The organism is Paenibacillus sp. FSL R7-0048, from assembly GCF_038004505.1.
GTDB lineage: Bacteria > Bacillota > Bacilli > Paenibacillales > Paenibacillaceae > Paenibacillus_AQ > Paenibacillus_AQ odorifer.
In genome coordinates this window covers 2057650-2080202 of sequence record NZ_JBBORF010000001.1, presented here as the reverse complement: position 1 = coordinate 2080202, position 22553 = coordinate 2057650, and the positions used below count along the sequence as shown (strand labels likewise).

General features: G+C 44.8%; 19 protein-coding genes. 8 read left to right on the top strand and 11 right to left on the bottom strand.

Features of this window, described 5'->3' with window-relative positions:
- Nucleotides 1–29: 29 nt before the first annotated feature.
- Nucleotides 30–296: a group-specific protein gene (locus tag NSQ91_RS08790; protein ID WP_036684541.1), complete on the bottom strand. Its 267-nt coding sequence runs from the start codon at nt 294–296 to the stop codon at nt 30–32.
- Nucleotide 297: 1 nt separating this feature from the next.
- The gene (locus NSQ91_RS08785; protein WP_218641820.1) at nt 298–573 is read right to left on the bottom strand and encodes a helix-turn-helix transcriptional regulator; all 276 of its coding nucleotides are present in this window, start codon (nt 571–573) and stop codon (nt 298–300) included.
- A gap of 175 nt (nt 574–748) precedes the next feature.
- Between NSQ91_RS08785 and NSQ91_RS08780 the strand changes: the two genes are divergently transcribed.
- From NSQ91_RS08780 to NSQ91_RS08770, 3 genes are all read left to right on the top strand, one after another.
- Nucleotides 749–1123, top strand: coding sequence for a helix-turn-helix domain-containing protein (locus NSQ91_RS08780; protein WP_081391804.1), 375 nt, complete (start codon nt 749–751; stop codon nt 1121–1123).
- A gap of 75 nt (nt 1124–1198) precedes the next feature.
- Complete coding sequence (locus tag NSQ91_RS08775) at nt 1199–2083, top strand: ImmA/IrrE family metallo-endopeptidase (protein WP_076303882.1); 885 nt, start codon at nt 1199–1201, stop codon at nt 2081–2083.
- A gap of 13 nt (nt 2084–2096) precedes the next feature.
- The gene (locus NSQ91_RS08770) at nt 2097–3245 is read left to right on the top strand and encodes a tyrosine-type recombinase/integrase (protein WP_076104490.1); all 1149 of its coding nucleotides are present in this window, start codon (nt 2097–2099) and stop codon (nt 3243–3245) included.
- Nucleotides 3246–3308: 63 nt separating this feature from the next.
- Here the strand turns inward: NSQ91_RS08770 and sufB are convergent, their stop codons facing one another.
- From sufB to NSQ91_RS08735, 7 genes are all read right to left on the bottom strand, one after another.
- On the bottom strand, nt 3309–4706 hold the full coding sequence (gene sufB / locus NSQ91_RS08765; RefSeq protein WP_036684335.1) for a Fe-S cluster assembly protein SufB: 1398 nt from the start codon (nt 4704–4706) through the stop codon (nt 3309–3311).
- 24 nt (nt 4707–4730) lie between these two features.
- The gene (gene sufU / locus NSQ91_RS08760) at nt 4731–5162 is read right to left on the bottom strand and encodes a Fe-S cluster assembly sulfur transfer protein SufU (RefSeq protein WP_036684339.1); all 432 of its coding nucleotides are present in this window, start codon (nt 5160–5162) and stop codon (nt 4731–4733) included.
- Entirely contained in the window at nt 5149–6375 is a 1227-nt protein-coding gene (locus tag NSQ91_RS08755; RefSeq protein ID WP_076219340.1) for a cysteine desulfurase, read from the bottom strand. Before NSQ91_RS08755 ends, sufU begins: the two co-directional genes overlap by 14 nt.
- Nucleotides 6372–7673, bottom strand: a complete 1302-nt coding sequence (gene sufD, locus NSQ91_RS08750) for a Fe-S cluster assembly protein SufD (RefSeq protein WP_076303881.1) — start codon at nt 7671–7673, stop codon at nt 6372–6374. Before sufD ends, NSQ91_RS08755 begins: the two co-directional genes overlap by 4 nt.
- A 26-nt stretch (nt 7674–7699) precedes the next feature.
- Nucleotides 7700–8482, bottom strand: coding sequence for a Fe-S cluster assembly ATPase SufC (sufC, locus tag NSQ91_RS08745; protein ID WP_036684347.1), 783 nt, complete (start codon nt 8480–8482; stop codon nt 7700–7702).
- A gap of 279 nt (nt 8483–8761) precedes the next feature.
- Nucleotides 8762–9223: a Dps family protein gene (locus NSQ91_RS08740; RefSeq protein ID WP_036684350.1), complete on the bottom strand. Its 462-nt coding sequence runs from the start codon at nt 9221–9223 to the stop codon at nt 8762–8764.
- A 238-nt stretch (nt 9224–9461) separates the two neighbouring features.
- Complete coding sequence (locus NSQ91_RS08735) at nt 9462–9764, bottom strand: YunC family protein (RefSeq protein WP_036684352.1); 303 nt, start codon at nt 9762–9764, stop codon at nt 9462–9464.
- A gap of 214 nt (nt 9765–9978) precedes the next feature.
- Between NSQ91_RS08735 and NSQ91_RS08730 the strand changes: the two genes are divergently transcribed.
- Nucleotides 9979–10506 carry a hypothetical protein gene (locus tag NSQ91_RS08730; protein WP_036684355.1) on the top strand — a complete coding sequence of 176 codons (528 nt, stop codon included), beginning with the start codon at nt 9979–9981 and terminating at the stop codon, nt 10504–10506.
- 78 nt (nt 10507–10584) lie between these two features.
- Here the strand turns inward: NSQ91_RS08730 and NSQ91_RS08725 are convergent, their stop codons facing one another.
- Nucleotides 10585–10968, bottom strand: coding sequence for a DUF423 domain-containing protein (locus tag NSQ91_RS08725; RefSeq protein ID WP_076124773.1), 384 nt, complete (start codon nt 10966–10968; stop codon nt 10585–10587).
- 170 nt (nt 10969–11138) lie between these two features.
- Between NSQ91_RS08725 and NSQ91_RS08720 the strand changes: the two genes are divergently transcribed.
- Nucleotides 11139–11600 carry a hypothetical protein gene (locus NSQ91_RS08720; protein WP_076124771.1) on the top strand — a complete coding sequence of 154 codons (462 nt, stop codon included), beginning with the start codon at nt 11139–11141 and terminating at the stop codon, nt 11598–11600.
- 985 nt (nt 11601–12585) lie between these two features.
- Here NSQ91_RS08720 and NSQ91_RS08715 read toward each other — a convergent pair.
- Nucleotides 12586–13074 carry a hypothetical protein gene (locus NSQ91_RS08715; RefSeq protein ID WP_340917393.1) on the bottom strand — a complete coding sequence of 163 codons (489 nt, stop codon included), beginning with the start codon at nt 13072–13074 and terminating at the stop codon, nt 12586–12588.
- A gap of 200 nt (nt 13075–13274) precedes the next feature.
- Between NSQ91_RS08715 and NSQ91_RS08710 the strand changes: the two genes are divergently transcribed.
- The 3 genes from NSQ91_RS08710 to NSQ91_RS08700 all read left to right on the top strand — a co-directional run bounded on the left by NSQ91_RS08710 (nt 13275) and on the right by NSQ91_RS08700 (nt 22457).
- Nucleotides 13275–13919 carry a methyltransferase domain-containing protein gene (locus tag NSQ91_RS08710; protein WP_340917391.1) on the top strand — a complete coding sequence of 215 codons (645 nt, stop codon included), beginning with the start codon at nt 13275–13277 and terminating at the stop codon, nt 13917–13919.
- Nucleotides 13920–14037: 118 nt separating this feature from the next.
- Entirely contained in the window at nt 14038–20775 is a 6738-nt protein-coding gene (locus tag NSQ91_RS08705) for a DUF7507 domain-containing protein (protein WP_340917388.1), read from the top strand.
- On the top strand, nt 20772–22457 hold the full coding sequence (locus NSQ91_RS08700; RefSeq protein ID WP_076303879.1) for a DUF11 domain-containing protein: 1686 nt from the start codon (nt 20772–20774) through the stop codon (nt 22455–22457). Before NSQ91_RS08705 ends, NSQ91_RS08700 begins: the two co-directional genes overlap by 4 nt.
- Nucleotides 22458–22553: the final 96 nt, after the last annotated feature.

Below are 22553 nucleotides of genomic sequence, written 5' to 3'. Positions count from 1 at the left end.
AGGTATAAAACCCTATGATGGCTGATAGATCATCTCGGTTGTTCCTCAAGCCATTCTTCCAAAAAACGCCGTGTTTCTCTTGCGGGAAAAAACCACTTCCCCCCAATCTTTCTTTTTGGGAACCGAGGGTCGAAGAAGAAAAGAGATTGTATTGTATTCCAAGAAAGACAAGTACGACGCTTAAGTTCTGATGTGTCCCAAAAAACATATTCCGAGTCAACTTCTTTAACAAGCAACTCAATCTGTTCACGACACATTTTCATGACTTCTGTTTTATTCACGTTTACTGAAAGAATGTTATTCACTTGTCACCTCCGAACTAGCGAGTTCCTTTAAAGGAACACTCACCTCAAAAAAAAATTCCTTCGGTATACCAAAGTGCTCACAAAGGATCCTTGCTTCTCCCAAAGAGAAATCACCACCCGTTCCATTTAGTTTTTGATTAATCGCACTTACAGTTTTCCCGATCACTTGTCCCACTTCATTCTGAGGGATGTTCTTCTGATATAGAAAAACTTTGATCTTCGTGTATGGCTGTCTTCTGCGATTTGCATTAGGCGACATTGTTGCCATTGTTGCCCCTCCTTTCGTTCCTTAATAGGAACAACCTCAGATTAAACCAACTTATCTGCACTGTCAACACCTTTTGTTCCTAAATAGGAATAATATTTTATCACACTGTTGCATTATAGGAACGAAATATGTATTATATTAGATGTACGTAATATTAAGAAGGAGTGGCGTTCCAATGTTTGGTGATCTCTTAAAAAAACTAAGGTCAGATAGAAAATTGAGTTTAGACCAGTTCGTAAAGGAAATTAACAGCAGGTATTCCACTTCCTTCAGCAAGAGCATGGTTTCTAGATGGGAAAATAATTTAACTGATCCGAAAATGGAAGCAGTACGAATCATTGCTGATTATTTCGATGTGTCTTTGGATGTTCTACTCGAAAACTCATCAGATGACAAAAATAAGGAGCAATTCGAGTTTGAATCATTTATTAACGATCCCGAGAACAACTTATTTTTCAAAGAGCTATTGGATGCCCCAGAAGAGAGAATCAAGGAACTAAGACAAATATGGGAAATTATCAAACGCGCTTCTGAATCTGATGATAAATAAATCCTGTAGAATCAGCTATTTTGTTGATTCTGCATACCCATAAATACGAACATACGATCTGGATAGGAGGTTCTTATGTTTAAATATTACAAAGAAACCCACTTAGAAGAGTTTGTGAAGCACCTTTATATAAATAATGGTATTCATCTTCCAGGAGATATCGCAGTCTCAGCTATCGCCAAAAAATTAAATGTCACTGTAACCTATGTAAAGGTGCGAAGTACTTCTCATCAAACTAAAAAAGGTAAACTGTTAATTTTTTTGAATGATCAAAAAACATTACAAGAACAAAGAGAAGACTTTCTTCACGAGTTAGGCCATCTCCTAAGGCGTTCAGGCAACCAAAATTTACTACCTAAATCCTTTGTTAAATATCAGGAAGACGACACAGAACAATTTAAAATTTATGCTTTGATGCCTTTCTTCATGATTAATCAAATAATTCTCTCTCCAGACCGCAGACAAGCTATAGAGCAATTATCAATTGTCTTCTCAGTTAACTTAGAATTAGCGCAAAAGAGGTATGAACAAATTTTACGGAGGGAATTTGAAGGGGGTATGAATGCTGAGATTTCGAATGCAATCCAGCCACGAAAGGAGGTGAATACTACCGTGAACGACGAGGTGGAGTTTGCTGTGTATTACGATCCTTCTGGAACAACTGACGGCCCCTCCCAACTTATAGTCACTCTGGATGAATGGACATTAATAAACTGCCGCGAAATTGAATTACCCATCGGAGAGCGGCTTCCTGAGATTGATTTGGATGAAATGCAGCGAATTGAATGCATGTCAACCTTTAGTAGTGACGTTATTTGTTTCGATGGTATTGTTACATTACAGGTCCACCAACTCTTGTACAGACACGGTTTAAAGAAAAGGTGTTACGTTATTCATATGCACGATGTAGAAATGAAGATCGCTCGCGATCAAATAATGACTAGAAAGTTATCATGGTAAGGAGGTTGTGTAGATGGCCTATTACAGAAAACGAGGTTCAACTTGGGAGTACCGAATTAAGTTCACAAATCGTAAAACAGGTGCTCAGGACGAAACATCTAAAGGGGGGTTCAAAACCAAACCAGAGGCAGTGCTAGCTGCTGCTGCTGCGCAACTGGAAGTTGAATATTATGGATTTATGCCTGATGGCAATGAACTTGTGAACAAATACTTCGAAAAATGGCTTGAGGTGTATAAAAAGCCTAATGTTAAACCTATTACGTACACGGTTCAGGAACGAAATGTACGCTTGAATATTCTGCCTCGCTGGGGTCATTTAAAAATCAAAGAAATCACTCGTAATGAGTATCAGGAGTGGATAAACGAATTGCGGGGGCATTATAGCGAAGGGACTGTTCGGCGGATACACAGTATCATGAATTGTGCAATGAGCGATGCCGTTCATGAATTTAATATTATCCGTGAGAATCCTTTGCAAAAAATTAAAATACCCAAAGAAACTGAGGATAAGAAGAAAGTGAGTTGGTTTAGTCGGGAGCAATTAGATATGTTCCTTACTTCAGCTCGACCAGTCAAAAATTCAAAATATAAGGAATCGAGACAATATGAAACGCTGTTTACATTGCTTGCTCGGACAGGAATCCGGATCGGCGAGGCACTAGCTTTAACTTGGGATGACATTCAACTGGACATGCGAACCTTATCTATTAGTAAAACTCTCGTTTATCCCCTAAATACTAACCCGTACATCTCTACACCAAAATCTAAATCGAGCAACCGGCTTATAAAGCTGGACGAGCCTACGATTAAAATTCTTAGGCGGCACCGCATTAACCAGAAAGAAGTAGTTCTTCGATACGAAAACTACAAAGCCTCTAAAGACAATTTAGTCTTTTCGCAACATGACGGTAGATGGCTTAGGACAAATGTTGTGAGAGATTATTTTAAGGCTGTATGTAAACGTGTCGCTCTACCCATATTGTCACCTCACGCCCTCCGGCATACCCACGCTGTGCATCTACTGGAAGCTGGGGCCACAATAAAATACGTGTCCGCTCGTCTTGGACACAAGAGTGTCAAGATCACAGCGGACACGTATCTGCATATTACTGAAAAAATTGAAGATGATGCTCTCACTCTTTACGTAAACTACGTAAATTAAGCAAAGGGGGCAAAAAGGGGGCGGTCACCACCTTTTAAACCAGAAAACCCTTGTAAATAAAGGTTATCCTATGCTTCCCTCCATCTCGAACTTGATCAGACGGTTCATTTCGACCGCATATTCCATCGGCAGTTCTTTTGTGAACGGCTCGATGAAGCCCATGATGATCATTTGAGTCGCTTCTGCTTCTGTGAGGCCACGGCTCATCAGGTAGAACAGTTGCTCCTCAGAAACTTTAGACACGGTTGCTTCATGCTCAAGAACGATGTTATCGTTCATGATTTCATTGTAAGGAATAGTATCCGAAGTGGACTCATTATCCAAAATTAGCGTATCACATTTAATGTTCGATTTCGCACCTTCTGCTTGACGGCCGAAGGAAGCTAGACCACGGTAAGTTACTTTACCGCCATGTTTACTGATGGATTTCGATACAATGGTGGATGTTGTATCTGGAGCCAAATGGATCATCTTGGCACCCGCATCCTGATGCTGGTCTTTACCTGCTACCGCGATGGATAGTACTGAACCTTTAGCACCACGGCCTTTAAGAACAACCGCAGGGTATTTCATGGTCAGCTTGGAACCGATGTTACCATCGACCCATTCCATAGTAGCATTCTCTTCTGCAACCGCACGTTTCGTAACGAGGTTGTAGATGTTTGGAGCCCAGTTCTGGATTGTGGTATAACGAACGCGAGCGTTCTTCATACACAAGATTTCAACAACCGCACTGTGCAGAGAGTTCGTGCTATAGATTGGAGCAGTACATCCTTCTACGTAGTGCACGAAGCTGTCTTCATCAGCAAGGATCAAAGTACGTTCGAATTGTCCCATGTTCTCAGAGTTAATACGGAAGTAAGCCTGCAAAGGAACTTCACATTTCACACCTTTAGGAACATAGATGAAGCTGCCGCCTGACCAAACTGCACTGTTAAGTGCGGCAAACTTATTATCGGTTGGAGGGATGATCGTCCCGAAATATTTTTTCAGAAGCTCTGGGTGCTCACGCAATGCAGTGTCGGTATCTGTAAAAATAACCCCTTGATCTTCAAGGCTCTTCTGCATGCTGTGATAGACTACCTCAGATTCATATTGTGCCGAAACGCCGGCGAGGAACTTCTGTTCCGCTTCCGGAATCCCCAGCTTATCAAAGGTTTCTTTGATTTCGGAAGGAACTTCTTCCCAAGTCTTCCCTTGCTTCTCTGAAGGTCTTACATAGTATTGAATATCCTCGAAGTCCAAATCATCCATATTGCCGCCCCATGTTGGCATTGGCATTTTACGGAACTGCTCCAAAGATTTCAAGCGGAAGTCAAGCATCCACTGTGGTTCATTTTTGATTGCTGAAATTTCTTTAACAATTTCGGCCGTCAAACCTTTACCAGACTGGAATATCGATTTATGCTCATCACGGAACCCGTACTGGTATTCTTCCATATCAGGCGCTTTCTTAGCCATGGTGTCAGCCTCCTTGTTCTACTGTTATTTATGTTGCTCTTCTTCGTCAATTCCTTTACGAAGTGCGTTCCAAGCCAGTGTTGCGCATTTGATCCGCGCAGGGAATTTATTCACACCCGAAAGGGCTTCAATGTCTTCGTAATCTCCAAAATCCACGTCTTCACCCTTCATCAGTAAGGAGAAGTTATCAGCCAGTTCAAGCGCACGTTCAACCGTTTGTCCTTTGATCGCCTCAGTCATCATCGAAGCCGACGACATACTGATCGAACAGCCTTCACCATTATAACGGGCATCCTTTACGATTCCATCCTCTACCTTAAGCTGAAGAGTAATCCGGTCACCACAGGTTGGGTTATTCAGTTCAATTTTTAGAGCATCATCTTCAAATGAACCGCGATTTCGAGGACTTTTATAATGATCCATAATTACGCGTCTGTATAAGTCATCCAAGTTCATAGCTGAAGTACTCCTTTGTCTTGATTAAAGCGTCCACCAGTCGATCTACATCCTGCTCGTTATTATACAGATAAAAGCTTGCACGTGCTGTAGAGCTGGCTTCCAGCCAGCGCATCAGCGGCTGACAGCAGTGATGCCCGGCGCGGATGGCAATGCCTTCCGCATCTAGCACTGTAGCGACATCATGCGGGTGAACGTCACCCAGATTAAAGGTGACAACGCCGACTTCTCGATTTCGAGGGCCATAAATGTTCAGACCCTCGATCTCTGACAGACGTTGCTCTGCATACGCTGCAAGAGCTTTCTCATGGCGGTGTATCTCATCCAAACCGATTTCTTGTAAGAAATCAATGGCTGCACCTAGACCAACAGCACCAGCTATGATCGGCGTACCGCCTTCAAACTTCCAAGGCAATTCTTTCCATGTGGATTCATAAAGACCCACATCATCGATCATCTCGCCACCGAATTCGACGGGCTCCATGGCTTCGAGAAGTGCTCTCTTGCCATACAAAGCGCCAATTCCGGTGGGTGCGAGCATTTTATGACCAGATAGTGCATAGAAATCACAATCCAGATCCTGCACATCGACCTTCATATGTGGTGTGCTTTGTGCACCATCTACGACAATTACTGCACCATGACGATGAGCAATAGCCGCAAGCTCTTTAATAGGATGAGTTACTCCCATAACGTTGGATACATAAGCGATAGCAACGATTTTGGTTTTATCCGTAATCGTCTGCTCGGCAGCTTCCAACGTAACCGTTCCATCAGGTTGCAACGGTATATATTTTAATGTAGCACCGGTCTTCTTAGCGAGCTGCTGCCATGGAATCAGATTACTATGATGCTCCATTAAGGTGATGACGATTTCGTCGCCTTCACCCACAGCAGAGGGTCCGTAAGAAGAGGCCACAAGATTTAAGGCTGTAGTTGTTCCGCGCGTAAAGATAATTTCTTTAGTGCTGCGGGCGTTAATAAACTTAGCTAGCTTCTCCCGGGCTCCCTCGTAGGCATCGGTTGCTCGGCTGCCTAAAGTATGGACGCCACGGTGTACGTTGGCGTTATCCCACTCATAATACGATTTGACCGCCTCAATTACTTTCCGAGGCTTCTGTGAAGTAGCAGCACTGTCCAGATAGACCAGTGGATGTCCGTTCACATTTTGGTTCAGTATGGGGAATTGCTCCCGGATGGCGTTGCTAATCATTGCACTAACTTCCTTTCCACAAGAGATTGGAGCTGATTGCGCAGTCCCTCCAGTGGAATTTGTGACACAACAGGAGCCAAGAAGCCGTAGATGATCAGAGTCTCTGCATCATGCCGTGTAATTCCGCGGGACATTAGGTAAAAGACTTGCTCGTGATTGACCTGTCCTACGGAAGCGGCATGGCCGGCTGTAACATCATCTTCATCAATAAGCAGGATCGGATTGGCGTCACCACGGGCTTTTGGACTCAGCATCAATACTTTTTCCGTTTGCTGGCCGTCCGCTCTAGTAGCACCTTTCTCAATCTTGGTGATTCCGTTGATGATAGAAGTAGCAGAATCACGCATAACTGCACGAGTGATCATGTCACTTGGTGTGCTTTTGCCAAAATGCTGAGCTTGAGTGGTGTAATTCAGTTTCTGTGATCCCGTACCTACTGCAATTACTTTAGCATCGGAGCTAGAACCGTTGCCTTTAAGCACAGACTTGGTATCACTCGCAGTATCTCCGTAGTTCATCTCACCAACGATCCATTCGATGACTCCGTCATTCTCAACAACAGCCCGGCGATAAGTTACATCTGTAGTATCTACACCAAGCTGATGCACTGTAGCATAACGAACTTTAGCGCCAGCGCCCACGAATACCTCTACCGCACCATTGTGTAGTCCAGCTTCTTCTTTATCCGATACGTAGTTGTCTACATAGGTTACGGAACTGTTAGTATCAGCTACGACCAGAATGTGTGGAACAAAAGTAGCTTCCGCATCATCCGTTAACAGCACTGCTTGAAGCGGAGTTTCAATAACAACATTCTTAGGAACATAGAGGAATACTCCACCATTCCACAATGCAGCATGAAGCGCTGCGATAGAATGTTCGTCTGGCTGAATGGCTTTATGCAAGTAACGTTGAGCCAAATCTCCGTGTTCTTTAACAGCTGTCTGTAGATCTGTAAAAATAACACCCTGTTCTGCAAGCTCAGGAGCGATACGTGTATATACTGCACCGGAGTTGCGTTGAATAATCAGGCTGCCTTCCTCCTGATCCTTGATCAAGGAAGAAATAGATGCAGGTGCATCACTTAGCGAAGCAAAAGGTTCACTTGCTTTATAGCTACCATAATTATTGACATTCCAACGATCAATCCGTGTCTTCTCTAATTTAGGCAGTGTCAGAGTAGCTGCCAATTCTAGTGCCTTCAAGCGGCTTTCTTTCAGCCAACCCGGTTCGCCGCTGCTGTGCGATAATTCGCTCAAGCGTTCGGCATCCACCGGAAGAATGGTCTGTGTCGTCATAGTGGTCTCCTCCTTCCTGGCGTTTCTTACGCTTCTTGCCCTACAGTTTCATCTTCAATTCCGAGTTCTTCTTTAATCCATTCATAACCCTCTGCTTCCAGACGCTGTGCAAGCTCTGGACCACCGGATTTCACGATTCTACCTTGCATCATAACGTGAACATAATCAGGTTTGATGTAGTTCAAAAGACGTTGATAGTGGGTAATAACTAAGAAGCCGCGTTCTTCGCTCCGCATGGAGTTTACGCCTTCAGCTACAATTTTCAAAGCATCAATATCAAGACCGGAGTCAATTTCGTCCAAGATCACGATTTTTGGATCCAGCATCATCATTTGTAGAATTTCATTACGTTTCTTCTCACCACCGGAGAAGCCTTCGTTCAAGTAACGGTGTAAAAACTCAGGGTTCATATCTAGTTCTTTCATCTTTGCTTCCATTTGGCGAATAAAACGAATCAACGAGATTTCGCTTCCCTCTTCACGACGGGAATTAATGGCAGAACGCAAGAAGTCGGAGTTAGTTACTCCAGAGATTTCGCTTGGATATTGCATTGCAAGGAAAAGACCTGCACGTGCGCGTTCATCAACAGCCATCTCCAGAAGATCTTCACCATCAAGAGTTGCAGTTCCATCAGTTACTTCGTATTTAGGATGACCCATTAGCGCCGAAGCCAAAGTACTTTTACCTGTACCGTTTGGTCCCATGATGGCGTGAATTTCGCCACCTTTCATTTGAAGGTTAATCCCCTTCAAAATTTCTTTTCCCTCAATCGTCGCTTTAAGACCCTCAATGACAAATTCTGCTGCCATAATATTATTCCCTCCATTGATCGATTTGCGAAATCAAAAGTTGTATTGAAACAGGATAATCCTGATTCCCAGCACAATTAGATTTTCTATCACATTATAATTATTATAAATTGAATCACAATGATTATCAATGATTCTCACTAATTTTATATCAAACCTTGTTTTTTTACAAATTTCTCTTTAGCTAATCACTTGTGACTCAGAGAAGATTTTCATTAAACATAAGACTACGCAAAAATAAGACTTCCCGCAGGAAGCCTTATTCAAACTGCTTAATGATTAGCTAAGAAACGAACGTAGCATCCATTGGTGTTTCTCCAGATCACTACGGATTTTAATGAACATATCTGAGGTTGGCTGATCCTTGGTTTCTTCGGCAAGCTCGATGCCTTCTGTCAGCTCTTCAGAGATGGTGGCGAAGTCTTCAATCAGAGACTGAACCATTCCCCGTGTATCTTCCTTACCTGTAGCTTCTTGAATTGTAGCTAATTCCAAATATTCTTTCAATGTTGCTGCCGGACTGCCTTTGATGGTTAGCAAGCGTTCTGCTACTTCATCCATGTGAAGGGTTACTTCATTATATAATTCCTCAAATTTCACATGAAGGGAGAAGAACTGTTCTCCTTTGACATACCAATGAAAGTTATGAATTTTTACGTACAGGACATTTAAGTTAGCAACCTGACGATTCATGATCTGTTCCAGTGAAGTTGTATTTACTTTATTCGATGCTTTAGCCATGAGATGATCCCTACCTTATCCATTATATTTACCGGTTACTATTTCCTTCGTCCGGTAGTAACTTGTCTATTCTTAATTTACCCTTTTACCTGTAATACGAAACAAGGAGAAGCCTTCCATAACACCTTTATTTGTACTAGCATGAGCAAAGACGCACCCGATTATGCTTAAATGTGAATACTTGCAAACAAACAAAAAGGGCCTAAGCCCCGTTTGTTTGGAATTGTTAAATTTCCGGTCAGACCATAAGAAGTAACGCTTCCGCACCCGTCATACCTGGTACGATGCCAAGACTCTCTGCTTCTATCGTTACAGACTCCAACGGGGCAGCTAAAAGCTGGGCAAGTGTCCGTACACCCACCGCACGAGCCGCGATGATATGCCGATCACTAAGTGTTTCATTAAGGAGACCGACATCCAGTGCACCGCACATAATATAACCTCGGTTCGTGCTGATGGAGAGCAGTGTAGTTTTGGGAAGCTTAACCTCTACCCCGATCAGCGTATGTTCACCTACTGTAATAGGCTCCATAGTAACCAATAGCAGCACCTCCTTTTTTTCACTATCCACGTTGTATATGTATGCTAATTTTCCTGTGGGTGTGCTGACGGTAGTCCTATGCCTAGTATAAAATGCAGTATAATAGTCCCTATTCCAGTAGTCCTGGGTATATGAATATTGCATGTTTAATGTTATAGTTAATTACATTCCTGTAACCATTCAGAGATGTTCTAAACGAAAAGCTGGGGGATTTATGGACGAGAAACTACAACGCACAGACGGCAATTATTTATTTAACGTCGACATCCTGATTAATGCCCGTACCAACCCGCTTGCACTGCAATTTCTGCTCGAAATGTTGAACAATAATGACCATATCACAGATTTCAACATTAACTCCGGTCTTGAATTAGGGAGAACCATTGACAGCTTGCTACGCTCCGCTAAACTAGCTTTGAATCAAAACTCTGCTCCTCCCATTTCATTAAAGCTGCCTCCAAAATCTACGAAGAAGCAGCTGGATACACCGATAAAAAAACAGGCAGAAACGCCTGCACAGCAAACGGCCATTGAGACGCCAGCTGATGCATACGGGAAGATTCGTCAGTATATTCAGAATAATCAATTGGTACGTTTACGAGCGAACCGGTACGGGAAACAAGTGTCCATGCCCTGTCGTATTTTAAACTTTGATGAAGCAGCCAACTCTATAAGTGTCTACCATGTGGATGAGAAGCAGGTGTACAGCTTTAATCTAAATGAAATCGACGAGTTTCTGTAAGCGCATGCGTTACAAGCCAATAAGCACCCTCCCTCTTTGGGGAACAGGTGCTTATTGGTCTTTCTTTTTTTTTAACAACTAAGACGACGTTTTACGTGAAAATCCCTCTATCGCAAGGCATAACCAGCCAATTATAAAGCATACCCCACCGATAGGTGTAATCGCTCCTAGCACCTTAATTCCGGAGATACTCAGAACATACAAACTGCCAGAGAACAAAATGGTACCTGCAATTAACAATCGGCCCGCCCAACGTAATCGGACACTTTCGCCCCATTGGCCCACAGCCAGTGCGATGAGAATTACCCCCAGCGCATGTACCAAGTGATACTGCACACCAGTCTCATATACCTTCATATAGTCTTCACTGATCACTGGTTTTAGTAGATGGGCACCGAAAGCACCAATTCCTACTGCCAGCATTGCTAGCACAGCCCCCCAGGCCATAAATTTCCGTTGCAAATGATTACACCCCCTTAATTTTAGACTCATTCTATCATAACGTAATGCCCGTTCCTATTTCCAGCAGTCATTTTTTATTTTGCCTCATTCAGGGGTTGCTTTTTTAGCATCAATATGAAAAAGTGGATATTAACAACATTTTCATTCTAATCTCTCAAGGAGTGCAAACCATGGACTTAAATTCTCTGTCAAAATCAGACGTACCTGCGGCAGAGGTGGGAAATCCCAACCCTCATCCGGATTACCCAAGCGCTGATTTATCATCTACGCATCAAAAAGTAGAACATGATCTTCAACATTCTGGACCTGGTATTGCTTCGTTCATTATCTGTCTCGTGTCGATCATCGGCTATGCAGCCATCTTTATCTCTATTATAATGAAGTCTTCTTCATTGGTTAATGAGAATTCCGAACTATTAAGCCAGTCCTCGCAATTCATAATGCTTCTAGGATTAACGGTTATTATTCTGGCTGCTCTTAATGTAATCGGTGTAGTCATCGGCATCATTGGGCTTTCCATTCGGAAACGTCGCAAGGTGTTTGGCATTATTGGCACGATAGTCAATGGTGTTATTATCTTACTCTTTATGCTGCTTATTACAACCTTCCTAGTCAATGCTGGAACGCTTTAAGCTTCTTTTAAACATGCTAACTTCATTAAAAAGGGTATCCCAACAACTTTGAGCGGGTTGTGAGGATACCTTTATTTATGTATGAAGCTAAAATCTGCATTGGGGAGTCCTCATCTTCATCCGTGGCTCACGGACTCAAATGACGTTATTTACGTTTTTTTCGCCTTTGGAGCACAGTTTCGGACCCCAGTGTCGCTATTGCATCGAAAAAGGATCATATTGAGCGATTTTCATAGAAATAACTGCTATGGGGTCCGATAGCGAATCAAATGTGGGGAAAAGCTGCGTTTAAGGGCTGCTGGGTCCGATAATGCTGAGTTTTCCCCGTCATCCGCGGCTCACGGACTCAGATGACGTTATTTACGGATTTTCGCCCTTTGGAGCACAGTTTCGGACCCCAGTGACGCTATTGCATCGAAAAAGGATCCTATTGGGCGTTTTTTATGGCAATAGCTGCGATGGGGTCCGATAGCGAACCAAATGTAGGGAAAAGCTGCGTTTTAGGGCTGCTGGGTCCGATAATGCTGAGTCCAATATAGGGGTTACTAGATCCGTTAGTGGGGCTACTAGATCCATAGTGGTGCTGCTAGATCCAATAGTGGGGCTGCTAGATCCATAGTGGGGCTACTAGATCCGTTAGTGGGGCTACTAGATCCATAGTGGGGCAGCTAGATCCATAGTGGTGCTGCTAGATCCGTTAGTATGCTGCTAGATCCATAGTGGTGCTACTAGTTCCGTTAGTGGGGCTGCTAGATCCATAGTGGTGCTACTAGTTCCGTTAGTGGGGTTGCTAGATCCATAGTGGTGCAGCTAGATCCAATAGTGTAGCTCCTAATCCATAATGATGCAGCTAGGTATGCGGACTGTGATCGACCAAACTAAGTTTATTGTTTGAGCAAGAACTATGCTTAAAAAAAACGAGGGTGTCCCAGCAACCACTATATGATTGCTGAGACACCCTCTATTTGCAAATTAATACATTCAATTATTTCGCTAGAGCCAGCTTTGTCAGCACACGTTGCTTAACAGACGGATCGCCCTCCACTGCTTTTTCCAGGTATTCAATAACTACGGAATCATCTGAATTCAAAGTATCAAGTATACTCTCCATTCCAGCTGAAATCTCAAAAGCGGTTGGACCTTCTTTTGTCGCAATCTCAACGGAATGACTATCTATTTGTCCGATATAAACGGCCGTCATTTTTATTGTTTTACCTTCTGCTTTTGGAGTAGAACTAGGTTTAGCTGTGCTCGGATTTTCGGTTGGTGTGGCTGTACTTGGGTTCTCAGTGGGTACGGGAGTGCTTGGAGCTTCTGTAGGCTCAGCTGTGCTTGAGCTCTCGGTTGAAGTTGGAGAAGGTGTTGCAGTCGGTTCTCCTGAAGTCTGTGCCGAATTATTCCCGCCGCAAGCGGTTAAGGCAAATGTTAAGGCAGCAATCGCTGCTATGGCGGGTAATGAACGTTGTTTTTTCATGTTGAGTGCCTCCTCTATGTGGCGATTATTTTCAAAGTCATCTTCATAAGTATACTCTTATAACGTTAACCACTCTATGAAAGTTTCATATGAAGTAATTATAGATAACTTCCAGCCTCTATTAGGCATCCGTCGGATGCAGGCTACAGCGGTATTAATACAATAGTGTGAGCCTGATTTATCCCAAAGGAGTGAGCCCCTTGAAAATCGATATCGGCTGTGGATCTAATAAGGAAGCAGGTTATCTCGGGATCGATCGGATCGCGGGTCCTGTTGTAGATATTGTCTGCGATATTTGCCAAGAGATTCCTCTCCCTGACAATAGTGCTGAGTTTGTTATGGCTAGCCGTGTACTGCCTTATGTGGACAATTTATTCACAGCCATGGCGGAAATTCACAGAATTAGCATCCATAAAGCAGTTGTTTGCATTCTAGCACCCTATGCCCACAGCTTTGCCCATATGTCCAATCCTTCCTTTAAGCAGAAGTTTGACGAATATACCCCCCGGCATTTTACAGGATCCTTCTTCCAACCCCCATCCGGTCCAGTATGCCCAGCTATTCCAGACTACCCTGTACCCGCACCACCCTTCGATTATCGGTTGCTGCGGATGGAGTTATTCTATCAACACCCTTATGAAGATCCGCTTTACGAAACTGAAGAACTAGAAATACTAAAGACCCTTCAAGCAAATGTAGTGCATGAAATCATGTACCATTTTGTCGTAGTCAAGCACAATATCACTGATCAGGAGCTGGAGCTGATGAGCAGAACTCATTATCCTGAACCTCATGTTCTTGTCGAACGAAGACTTAAATCACAAAACAGACATTTTTTTCTATAATTTTAAGATGGGACATACACTAATACCCATTTTGTATCATAGGCTAACATACAGGTATTAACTGTGCCGTCCTAACTATAGGACGGTTCACTTTTGGCCAAAATCAACCTCGAAGGAGGTGAGAATCATTCCACTAGTCGTACGGGCAACGATCAATGCGACCGGTGCTATCACATTTACCGGCAACACGCTTGGACTTAGCCGCTCCGATACGATCGGAGTGCCAGGGACACTAGACAGCATCGGTGGCTTTACTACTGTTAATACTTCATCGACATTTGGTTCCTATCCTAGCGGAACTACTAGTCTTTATACAAGCAACAGTTCAGCAGCCATACTGGTCCTACCATCTGGCAGCACAGTGCTGTATGCAGAACTGATATGGGGCGGTACCTATATTAACGGAACCGTTAACCTCAGTTCGGCCATTAACAATCCTGTCTCCCTAATAACTCCTGCTGGCACTACATTCAGCGTTACTCCCGATTCAGCAACGAGCAACGTAGTCGATTTGGGAGGTGGTGCATCAGCATATGTTCGTTCCGCCAACGTGACCAGCATTATCCAACAAGGCGGCGCCGGCACCTACACCACTGGCGGTGTAGTGGGTACGATTGTTATCCCTAGTGATTCCACGGCCAACCATGCTGGCTGGACATTAGGCGTAATCTACCAAAATACAGCCTTACCTTTTCGCAATATGTCCCTACGGGCAGGTGCAATACTTGTACAGGCAACCTCAGCCCCAGTTTCAACTACGATCACAGGCTTCGCAACACCAATTACAGGTGCGCTTGGCGGCAGAGCGTTATTCAGCGCACAGGAGGGGGATGCCAACCGTTCGGGGGATCAAGCGTTATTTGGTCCAACCTCGGCTACACTTGTTGCTTTATCGGGACCAAACAACTTTGCCAACAACTTTTTTGCGTCACAGATTAACAATGATGCAGGTAATCTAAACACAACAGGTACCTTTGGAAACCGCAATCAAACCAATGGAAACCCAGGGACCAACATTATCGGCGGCCGTCAAGGCTGGGATATTACCAATGTTGACGTCTCCGCCCGGCTGATAAACAATCAATCTTCTGCCGTATTACAATTAACCACCTCAGGCGATGCTTATGTACTCAACGGTAATGCCATACAGGTTGATATCAATGCTCCTAAAATAAACCTCACTAAAAGCGCTAATGTAGCCGGCCCCATAGTCGGTGATACGGTAACTTATACGGTGACTGTCAGTAATACAGGAACAGCAGGAGCAGCAAGTGTCGTTTTATCAGATGCGCTGCCGGCAGGATCCACTTTTGTAACTGGAAGCGTAGTCGTTGCTGGCGTCGTAAGGCCTACTTTTGATATTACAGCAGGAATCCCATTAGGCTCATTAGCTTTAAGCAGTTCAATAACGGTTACATATCAAGCCAAAGTCACTTCATTGCCGCCAAGTCCACAAAATATCGCAAATACTGCCAACGCTGCCTTTACGTTTCAAAGTGTAGCCGGAGGCCCTATCATGACGGGGGTCATTCCATCTAATACAGTAACCTTACCTGTATATTCACCCGTCCTTAACATTGTGAAATCAGCCAGTACCGCCAATGCTACGGTTGGAGATCAGATCACCTATACTCTTCAAATCACGAACACAGGAAATATCGGCGCGTTAACAACACTTACGGATAACATTCCCTCAGGCAGCTCTTACGTCGCAGGCAGCTTCACCGTCAATGGAAATCCTGTCGCTGGTAACCCTGCCACGGGGATTGCTATCGGTACGGTTCCAGCCGGTGGCAGTTCTACTGTTCAATTTCGGGTCATCGTGAATAGTCTTCCCTCACCGCCGCAGTTGGTTGACCAAGCAAGCGCCGCTTATACGTTTCAAGTTCCAGATGGGCGAACGGTAGCTGGTTCTGCCTCGTCCAACACTTTGTCTATTCCCGTTACAACACCCAATGTTACCGTAGTCAAAAGCGCTGGATTCACCGACGTAACTGTCGGAGATATACTGCTCTACACCTCAGTAATCAGTAACAACGGAATTGCAGCAGTTACCAACGTTTCACTCTCAGATACCATACCTGCGGGTACATCGCTGGTTCCCGGAAGTGTCACCGTCGCCGGTGTATCACAACCCTCAGCTAATCCTGGAACAGGGATTGCTGTCGGTACCATCGCTCCAGGAAGCTCCGTCGCCGTCACTTTTCAAGTCAACGTTATCTCATTACCAAGTCCCGCTCAGCTATTGAATAAATCTAGTGCCTCTTTTAGCTCGGGTGCTTTTACTGGCATTTCAGTCTCAAACACGACTACAACTCCCGTGTATCAGCCTGTAATCCAAATTGCAAAAAGCTCGAACGTTTCCAGTGCAACTGTAGGTGGCAATATTCTTTATACGTTAAATGTTCAGAATTCAGGGAATATCGGGGCGGCTGTAACTCTGAGCGACAATATTCCTTCAGGAAGCACCTTTGTCTCGGGAAGTGTAACTGTTAACGGTGTTGCTAGACCTGCTGACTCTCCACTTACAGGAATTAACTTAGGCACTTTAGCTTCAGGGGCAGCTGTTCCTGTGACCTTTCTTGTCTCTGTACAATCTCTGCCTGCTCCACCTGTTCTGAATAATCAAGGCAATAGCAATTACACCTACCAACTGCCAAGTGGAAGATCATTCTCCGGGACCAGTCTATCCAATACCCTAACCATTCCGGTCTCCGCTCCAAACATTACACTAACCAAAACTGCAAATCTAACTAATGTAGCGGTTGGAGAAAATCTTACTTATTCAGTCATAGTGTCCAACCCAAGCAGCGTCACTGTTACTAACGTTGTTGTCTCTGACCCTATTCCTACGGGGGGAGCTTTTGTAGCAGGCAGTGTGACTGTCAACGGTTCGACGGTTGCAGCGGCTAACCCAAGTACAGGTATAGCAATCGGAAGTATCGCCGCGGGCAGCTCTGTCACGGTGTCTTTTAGAGTGAATGTTGCTTCCTTGCCAAGTCCAGCACAGTTTACAAACAGAGCCAGCGCCTCCTTCACCTCTGGGGCGTTCACCGGTTCTTCGCTCTCAAACACGATAGTAACACCTGTATTTCAGCCCATCCTTAGTATGGTCAAAAGCGCCAATGCAGCCCAGGCATCTGTAGGGGGATCTCTCTCATACTCCATCCTGATCAGCAACACCGGGAATATTGCAGCTACTCTATTAGTAACTGATATCCTGCCACCCCAAGCCGTGTTTGACACGAATAGTGTCATTATTGGAGGAACACCTTTGCCCGGATATAATCCGGCAACTGGCATTCCAGTTGGACCGCTCGCTCCTGGTGATAGTGTCACCGTAAGTTTTCTGGTCACAATCACAGCCCTGCCTCCATCACAAGTATTACTGAACTCTGCTTCAGCGACATATAGCTTTACCCTTCCAGACGGGCGTCAGCTCGGAGGAAATGTAGTATCCAATACGCTCTCTGTCCCAGTGTCCGCCCCTAACGTCAGTGTTGTAAAAAGCGTAAACGCTGCTACTGCTGTTACTGGTGATATCCTTACCTTTACCTCTGTATTGACCAATAACAGTATTGCAACAGTAAGCAATATCATTCTCAGCGATCCTCTGCCTGAGAATGTCGCTTTTATTCCCGGAACCGTAATTGTAAGTGGCACTACCCTGCCGCTAGCAGTTCCGTCCGCCGGCATTCCAATCGGTAGTTTGAGCCCTGGCGCCACAGCTACCGTAACATTCGAGGTGAGGATAACGATGCCGATACCATCACAGATTAACAATCAGTCGTCTGTCAGTTTTACATCCGGTGTATTCTCCGGTTCTTCTTCATCTAATATCACAACTACACCAGTTATTCAGCCCCAAATCTCCTTAGTAAAAAGTGCCGCTGATGGAGACGGCGATTTCGATGCTTTAGTTGTCGGTGATTCTGTCATCTACACAGTGATTGTTAGCAACACAGGTAATCTGGCTGCAAATCTTACGCTAACTGATAACATTCCAGCAGGTACAGTTTTTGTTCCTAATAGTGTCATTGTAGGTGGTATGCCTCAACCCGGATCAGCCCCTGATACAGGGATAGCTGTAGGAAATGTCGCTCCTGGTGCCAGTATTGCAGTCAGCTTCACCGTTGATATCATCTCCCTGCCAACACCTCAGCAGATTAGTAATCAGGCTTCTGCAAGCTTTACCTTTACTCCGCCTGACGGTAGACCGTTATCTGGGACTGCTGTGTCTAACACTGTAACTTTACAAGTCTCTGCTCCTAACATTGTCGTTACCAAGAGCACTACTTCAACATCAGTTGCTGTTGGTGAAACGGTCACATACAACGTCAATATAACTAATAATGGTATAGAATCTGTTACTAGCGTCTTACTCAATGATCCTACACCGGTAGGGAGTACTTTTGTAACAGGCAGCGTGTCTGTCAACGGAGTTCCATTCCCGAACTTGAATCCTGCTTCGGGGATATCTATCGGCACTCTAGCAGCTGGTGCATCAGCGCTGGTTACCTACAGTGTTACTGTTACCTCCGTCCCTCCTACAGCTTCACTCATCAATCAGGCATCCGTTACCTTCACTTCAGGCGTTATTTCAAGCTCCACTTTTTCTAATACCGTTACAGTCCCTGTGTTCCAGCCGAACATTGCCGTAGTCAAGAGTGCTAGTACAGCCAATGCCACGGTTGGCGATTCCGTTAGCTACACACTGACAGTTAGTAACACAGGAAACTATGCTGCTAATTTAACATTGACGGATAATATTCCCGCAGGTACGGCTTTTGTTCCGAATAGCGTGCTCATCAATGGACTCCCTTTAGCGCAAGCGGATCCTTCCACCGGAATTGCAGCTGGAATAATACAGCCTGGAGGAACGACCGTAGTCATTTTCACGGTTGACATCACTTCATTGCCTAGTCCTCAGCAACTGGTCAATCAAGGAACCGCAGCATACAGCTTCACCTTACCCGACGGACGTACACTTAATGGGACTGCACTCTCTAACACCGTCACTATTCCGGTCTCCTCACCTAATATTGCTGTAATTAAAACTACAACCACAACATCAACTACAGTCGGTGACACAATCACTTATTCCATAGCTTTAACTAATAACGGGATTGCCACTGTAAATAATGTGGTCTTCACAGACGCCCTTCCTGCCGGCACCACCTTTGTGACAGGCAGCGTGCTTGTGGACGGTGTGCCTCGCACAGGAGTTAGCCCAGCTACTGGAGTGACCCTAGGCAGCATAGCACCCGGTGTAACCGTAACTGTTGCTTTTACCGTAAATGTAGTTTCACTACCGCCTACTGGATTGTTAAATAATCAGTCAACAGTCAGCTTCACCTCAGGTGTTGTCTCAAATGTAGCCTTCTCAAATATCGTCACGACGCCTGTCTATCTGCCTATCCTTGCAGCAGCAAAAAGCTCCAATTCAGTCAATGCTACCGTTGGGGATACGATTACTTATACTATAAATGTGACCAACACAGGTAACTACGGAGCTTTAGCAACCCTGAGTGACACCATTCCAGCGGGTACAACGTTTATTCCAAACAGTGTACTCATTCAAGGCGCTCCTGCTCCAGGAGCAGACCCAGCTGCCGGGATCCCACTGGGGGTAATCTCCGCGAATGGAAGCCTGTCTGTAATGTTCTCAGTGCTTATCACAACATTGCCGGCAAGCCAACAGCTGCTCAATCAAGCTTCCGTCGCGTTTGCATACACACTTCCAGATGGACGGACATTTAACAATTCGATCAATTCCAATACAACAACAATCTCAGTATCCTCACCGAACGTTATCGTCACTAAATCTTCGACAGCTACCGATGCCGTTGTTGGCGATACCATCACTTATAACTTCACTGTTACCAACAGCGGAATAGCAAATATCAGTAACGTTAACCTCAGTGATCCAATACCTGCAGGCTCTAGCTTTGTCGCTGGCAGTGTGACCGTAGATGGCACTCCACGCCCTAGCGCCAATCCAGCCAACGGGATCTCGCTCGGTACACTTGCACCGGGAGCATCTTTTCAAGTCTCGTTCAACACGATTGTCAATGTGCTGCCTAATCCTACAACGCTTAGTAATCAAGCTTCCGTCAGTTTCACCTCCGGCGCATTCTCAGGATCTTCATTCTCAAATACACTTGTTATTCCGGTATATCAACCTATCATTGTAGTTGTCAAAGGGGCGGACAGAACCGCCGCAACTGTCGGAGATACGATTACTTACTCCTTAAATGTGACGAATACTGGTAACCTCATAGCAAATGTAGTTATTACCGATACCATTCCGAACGGAGCTGTCTTTGTTCCAAACAGCGTGCTCGTGAATGGGGTACCACAACCAGGATCAGATCCGGCTACTGGCTTAAGTATTGGGTCGGTAGCTCCGGGAAGTACAGTAACAGTAACCATTACGTTGCAGGTTACTATTGCTTCCCTCCCTTCGCCACAACAGTTAGTCAATCAAGCTACAGCAAATTTCACATTCACACCACCAGATGGACGTTTACTCACGGGATCCTCTGTCTCAAACGTCCTAATTATCCCTGTATCTTCACCAGACGTAAGTGTGGTTAAGAGCACTACTTCTATTGATGCGGTTGTGGGCGATATCATCACCTATACGATTGTTGTCACCAACTTAGGGATTTCACCAGTTAATAATGTCATCATGGTTGACCCTATTCCAGCTGGCAGCCAGTTTGTAACGGGAAGCATTACCGTAGATGGAGCCCCACGTCCTAGTGGCAGTCCGGCTTCGGGAATCGCAATTGGTACAATTGCTGCAGGTGCTTCTTCAACCATTACCTTCCAGGTTCAGGTAGTAGCGTTATGATTCCCGGCTCACGTACCCAACCTGTCGTAACCAATCAGTCCATGGTACTCTTCAACTCGGCAGCGGGTGTTGACGGAATTGTCTATTCCAATACCGTTAACACCCCGGTCGTGGGCCCCGTGCTTTCATTGCTGAAGAGTACAGATAAACTCCACGCCTCTTTAGGCGACACTTTGGTGTATACCATTACAGCCAGTAATAATGGAAATACAGATGCTTTTTTGACGGTGTTTGACATTCTTCCAGAAGGTGTATCCTTTATTTCCAACAGTGTGCTCAGAGACGGTGTGCCTCTTCCGGGGGCTACACCGTCTTCAGGCATCCCCCTTGGTTCTATTGCACCGCAGAATCAAGTGAGCATCGCCTTTCAAGTCGTCATCATTTCCCTGCCGTCTTCCCTAGTGCTGCAAAATAAAGCGCTAGGCCGTTTTTCTTTTTCCACACCGGAGGGAAGAATCGTTAAAGGAGATCTATTTTCAAATTCCGTACAGGTTTCTTTACGCTCCTACCAGCTCTCGACCTCCTTGTCTGCAAGTACTCCGACTTCTTTTATAGGGGATGTAGTCACTTACACCTTGCGGCTTACAAATGAAGGAAACAGCCTCTTAACTCAAATCAGTGCAACAATTTCTATTCCAGACGGGGCGGTGTTTATACCGGGGAGTGTCATCGCAGGTGGGATTTATTACCCAGAATCAGACCCGGCACAGGGGATATTACTCGGTTCCCTGGACACAGACCTAAGCGTTGATATTACTTTTCGTGTCCGAGTAACAGAGTTTTCTCCCTCGTTGGCCTTAACCAACAGCGCGGTTGTCACCTATTCAGTCGATGAGCATACAATTACGACCGAAAGTAACACTGCGGTTGTCTCACTTGTCCAAGCGGGGGTCACCATTAGTAAAAAAGTGGATCATGTTACAGCAGCTCCGGGCGATAATTTGAGATATGAGCTTACGGTAACGAACAACGGGAATCTGGCTGTAAATGCAGTCCTAACAGATGCCATACCTTCAGGTACTCTTTTCGTATGGGATAGTGTTCTCTTAAATGGAGTGTTGCAAAAAGGTGCACGACCAGCGGAAGGCATCCAGTTAGGTACTTTAAGAGGCGGTACTACAGCAGTTGTAGTTTTTCAAGTGAGTATACCTGCAGCCATTAACATTCATGAAATCGCAGCCGTACAAAACCATGGTAGTGTTCAGTATACCTTTGTGCTTCCAGACGGACGGACCGTACGGCAAACCTCTCGTTCCAATACAGTTACCACCCTAGTAGTCACACCTGTCATTTCACTCGTAGTCCATGCAAAACCAACTATCGTAGAAGCAGGAGAGCGAGTCCAATGCTGGATCTCACTAACCAATAGCGGAAATTGGCCAGCGGAAATATCTCTGAATCGTCTAACCCCGGAAAAATGTTTTCTTGATCCCAACAGCATTGTGATTGATGGAGTTCCGAACCCACAATCTTCATTTACCGGCACCTTGCCGCTGGGGATAGTTAATGCTGCATCTATGGTTAACATTCATTATTTTGTCCAGGTGAGTGAACAGGTAATGGGTCGTTTCCTTAAGGGATCCGTAAATGCTCAATTCTCTTTCAATATGGATGGACGTAACTACTCTGGCGAAAGCCAATCTAACAGCTATGTGCTGACCGTAGATGAGATCAGTGAATAAGAAATCACATATCCCTCATCCCCATGAATATACTTTAGTTACAACCCCAAAACATCCCCACAAAGTGAGGCTTTGCTTTCTATGCGTACTCAGGTA

What these genes read in the sequence shown, in the direction of transcription:
- NSQ91_RS08770 (WP_076104490.1), top strand. Translation starts at nt 2,097, where the DNA reads ATGGCCTATTACAGAAAACGAGGTTCAACTTGGGAGTACCGAATTAAG.
- NSQ91_RS08720 (WP_076124771.1), top strand. Translation starts at nt 11,139, where the DNA reads ATGGACTTAAATTCTCTGTCAAAATCAGACGTACCTGCGGCAGAGGTG.
- NSQ91_RS08780 (WP_081391804.1), top strand. Translation starts at nt 749, where the DNA reads ATGTTTGGTGATCTCTTAAAAAAACTAAGGTCAGATAGAAAATTGAGT.
- NSQ91_RS08740 (WP_036684350.1), bottom strand. Translation starts at nt 9,223, where the DNA reads ATGGCTAAAGCATCGAATAAAGTAAATACAACTTCACTGGAACAGATC.
- sufB (WP_036684335.1), bottom strand. Translation starts at nt 4,706, where the DNA reads ATGGCTAAGAAAGCGCCTGATATGGAAGAATACCAGTACGGGTTCCGT.
- NSQ91_RS08775 (WP_076303882.1), top strand. Translation starts at nt 1,199, where the DNA reads ATGTTTAAATATTACAAAGAAACCCACTTAGAAGAGTTTGTGAAGCAC.
- sufU (WP_036684339.1), bottom strand. Translation starts at nt 5,162, where the DNA reads ATGAACTTGGATGACTTATACAGACGCGTAATTATGGATCATTATAAA.
- NSQ91_RS08730 (WP_036684355.1), top strand. Translation starts at nt 9,979, where the DNA reads ATGGACGAGAAACTACAACGCACAGACGGCAATTATTTATTTAACGTC.
- sufC (WP_036684347.1), bottom strand. Translation starts at nt 8,482, where the DNA reads ATGGCAGCAGAATTTGTCATTGAGGGTCTTAAAGCGACGATTGAGGGA.
- NSQ91_RS08755 (WP_076219340.1), bottom strand. Translation starts at nt 6,375, where the DNA reads ATGATTAGCAACGCCATCCGGGAGCAATTCCCCATACTGAACCAAAAT.
- NSQ91_RS08700 (WP_076303879.1), top strand. Translation starts at nt 20,772, where the DNA reads ATGATTCCCGGCTCACGTACCCAACCTGTCGTAACCAATCAGTCCATG.
- NSQ91_RS08715 (WP_340917393.1), bottom strand. Translation starts at nt 13,074, where the DNA reads ATGAAAAAACAACGTTCATTACCCGCCATAGCAGCGATTGCTGCCTTA.
- sufD (WP_076303881.1), bottom strand. Translation starts at nt 7,673, where the DNA reads ATGACGACACAGACCATTCTTCCGGTGGATGCCGAACGCTTGAGCGAA.
- NSQ91_RS08785 (WP_218641820.1), bottom strand. Translation starts at nt 573, where the DNA reads ATGGCAACAATGTCGCCTAATGCAAATCGCAGAAGACAGCCATACACG.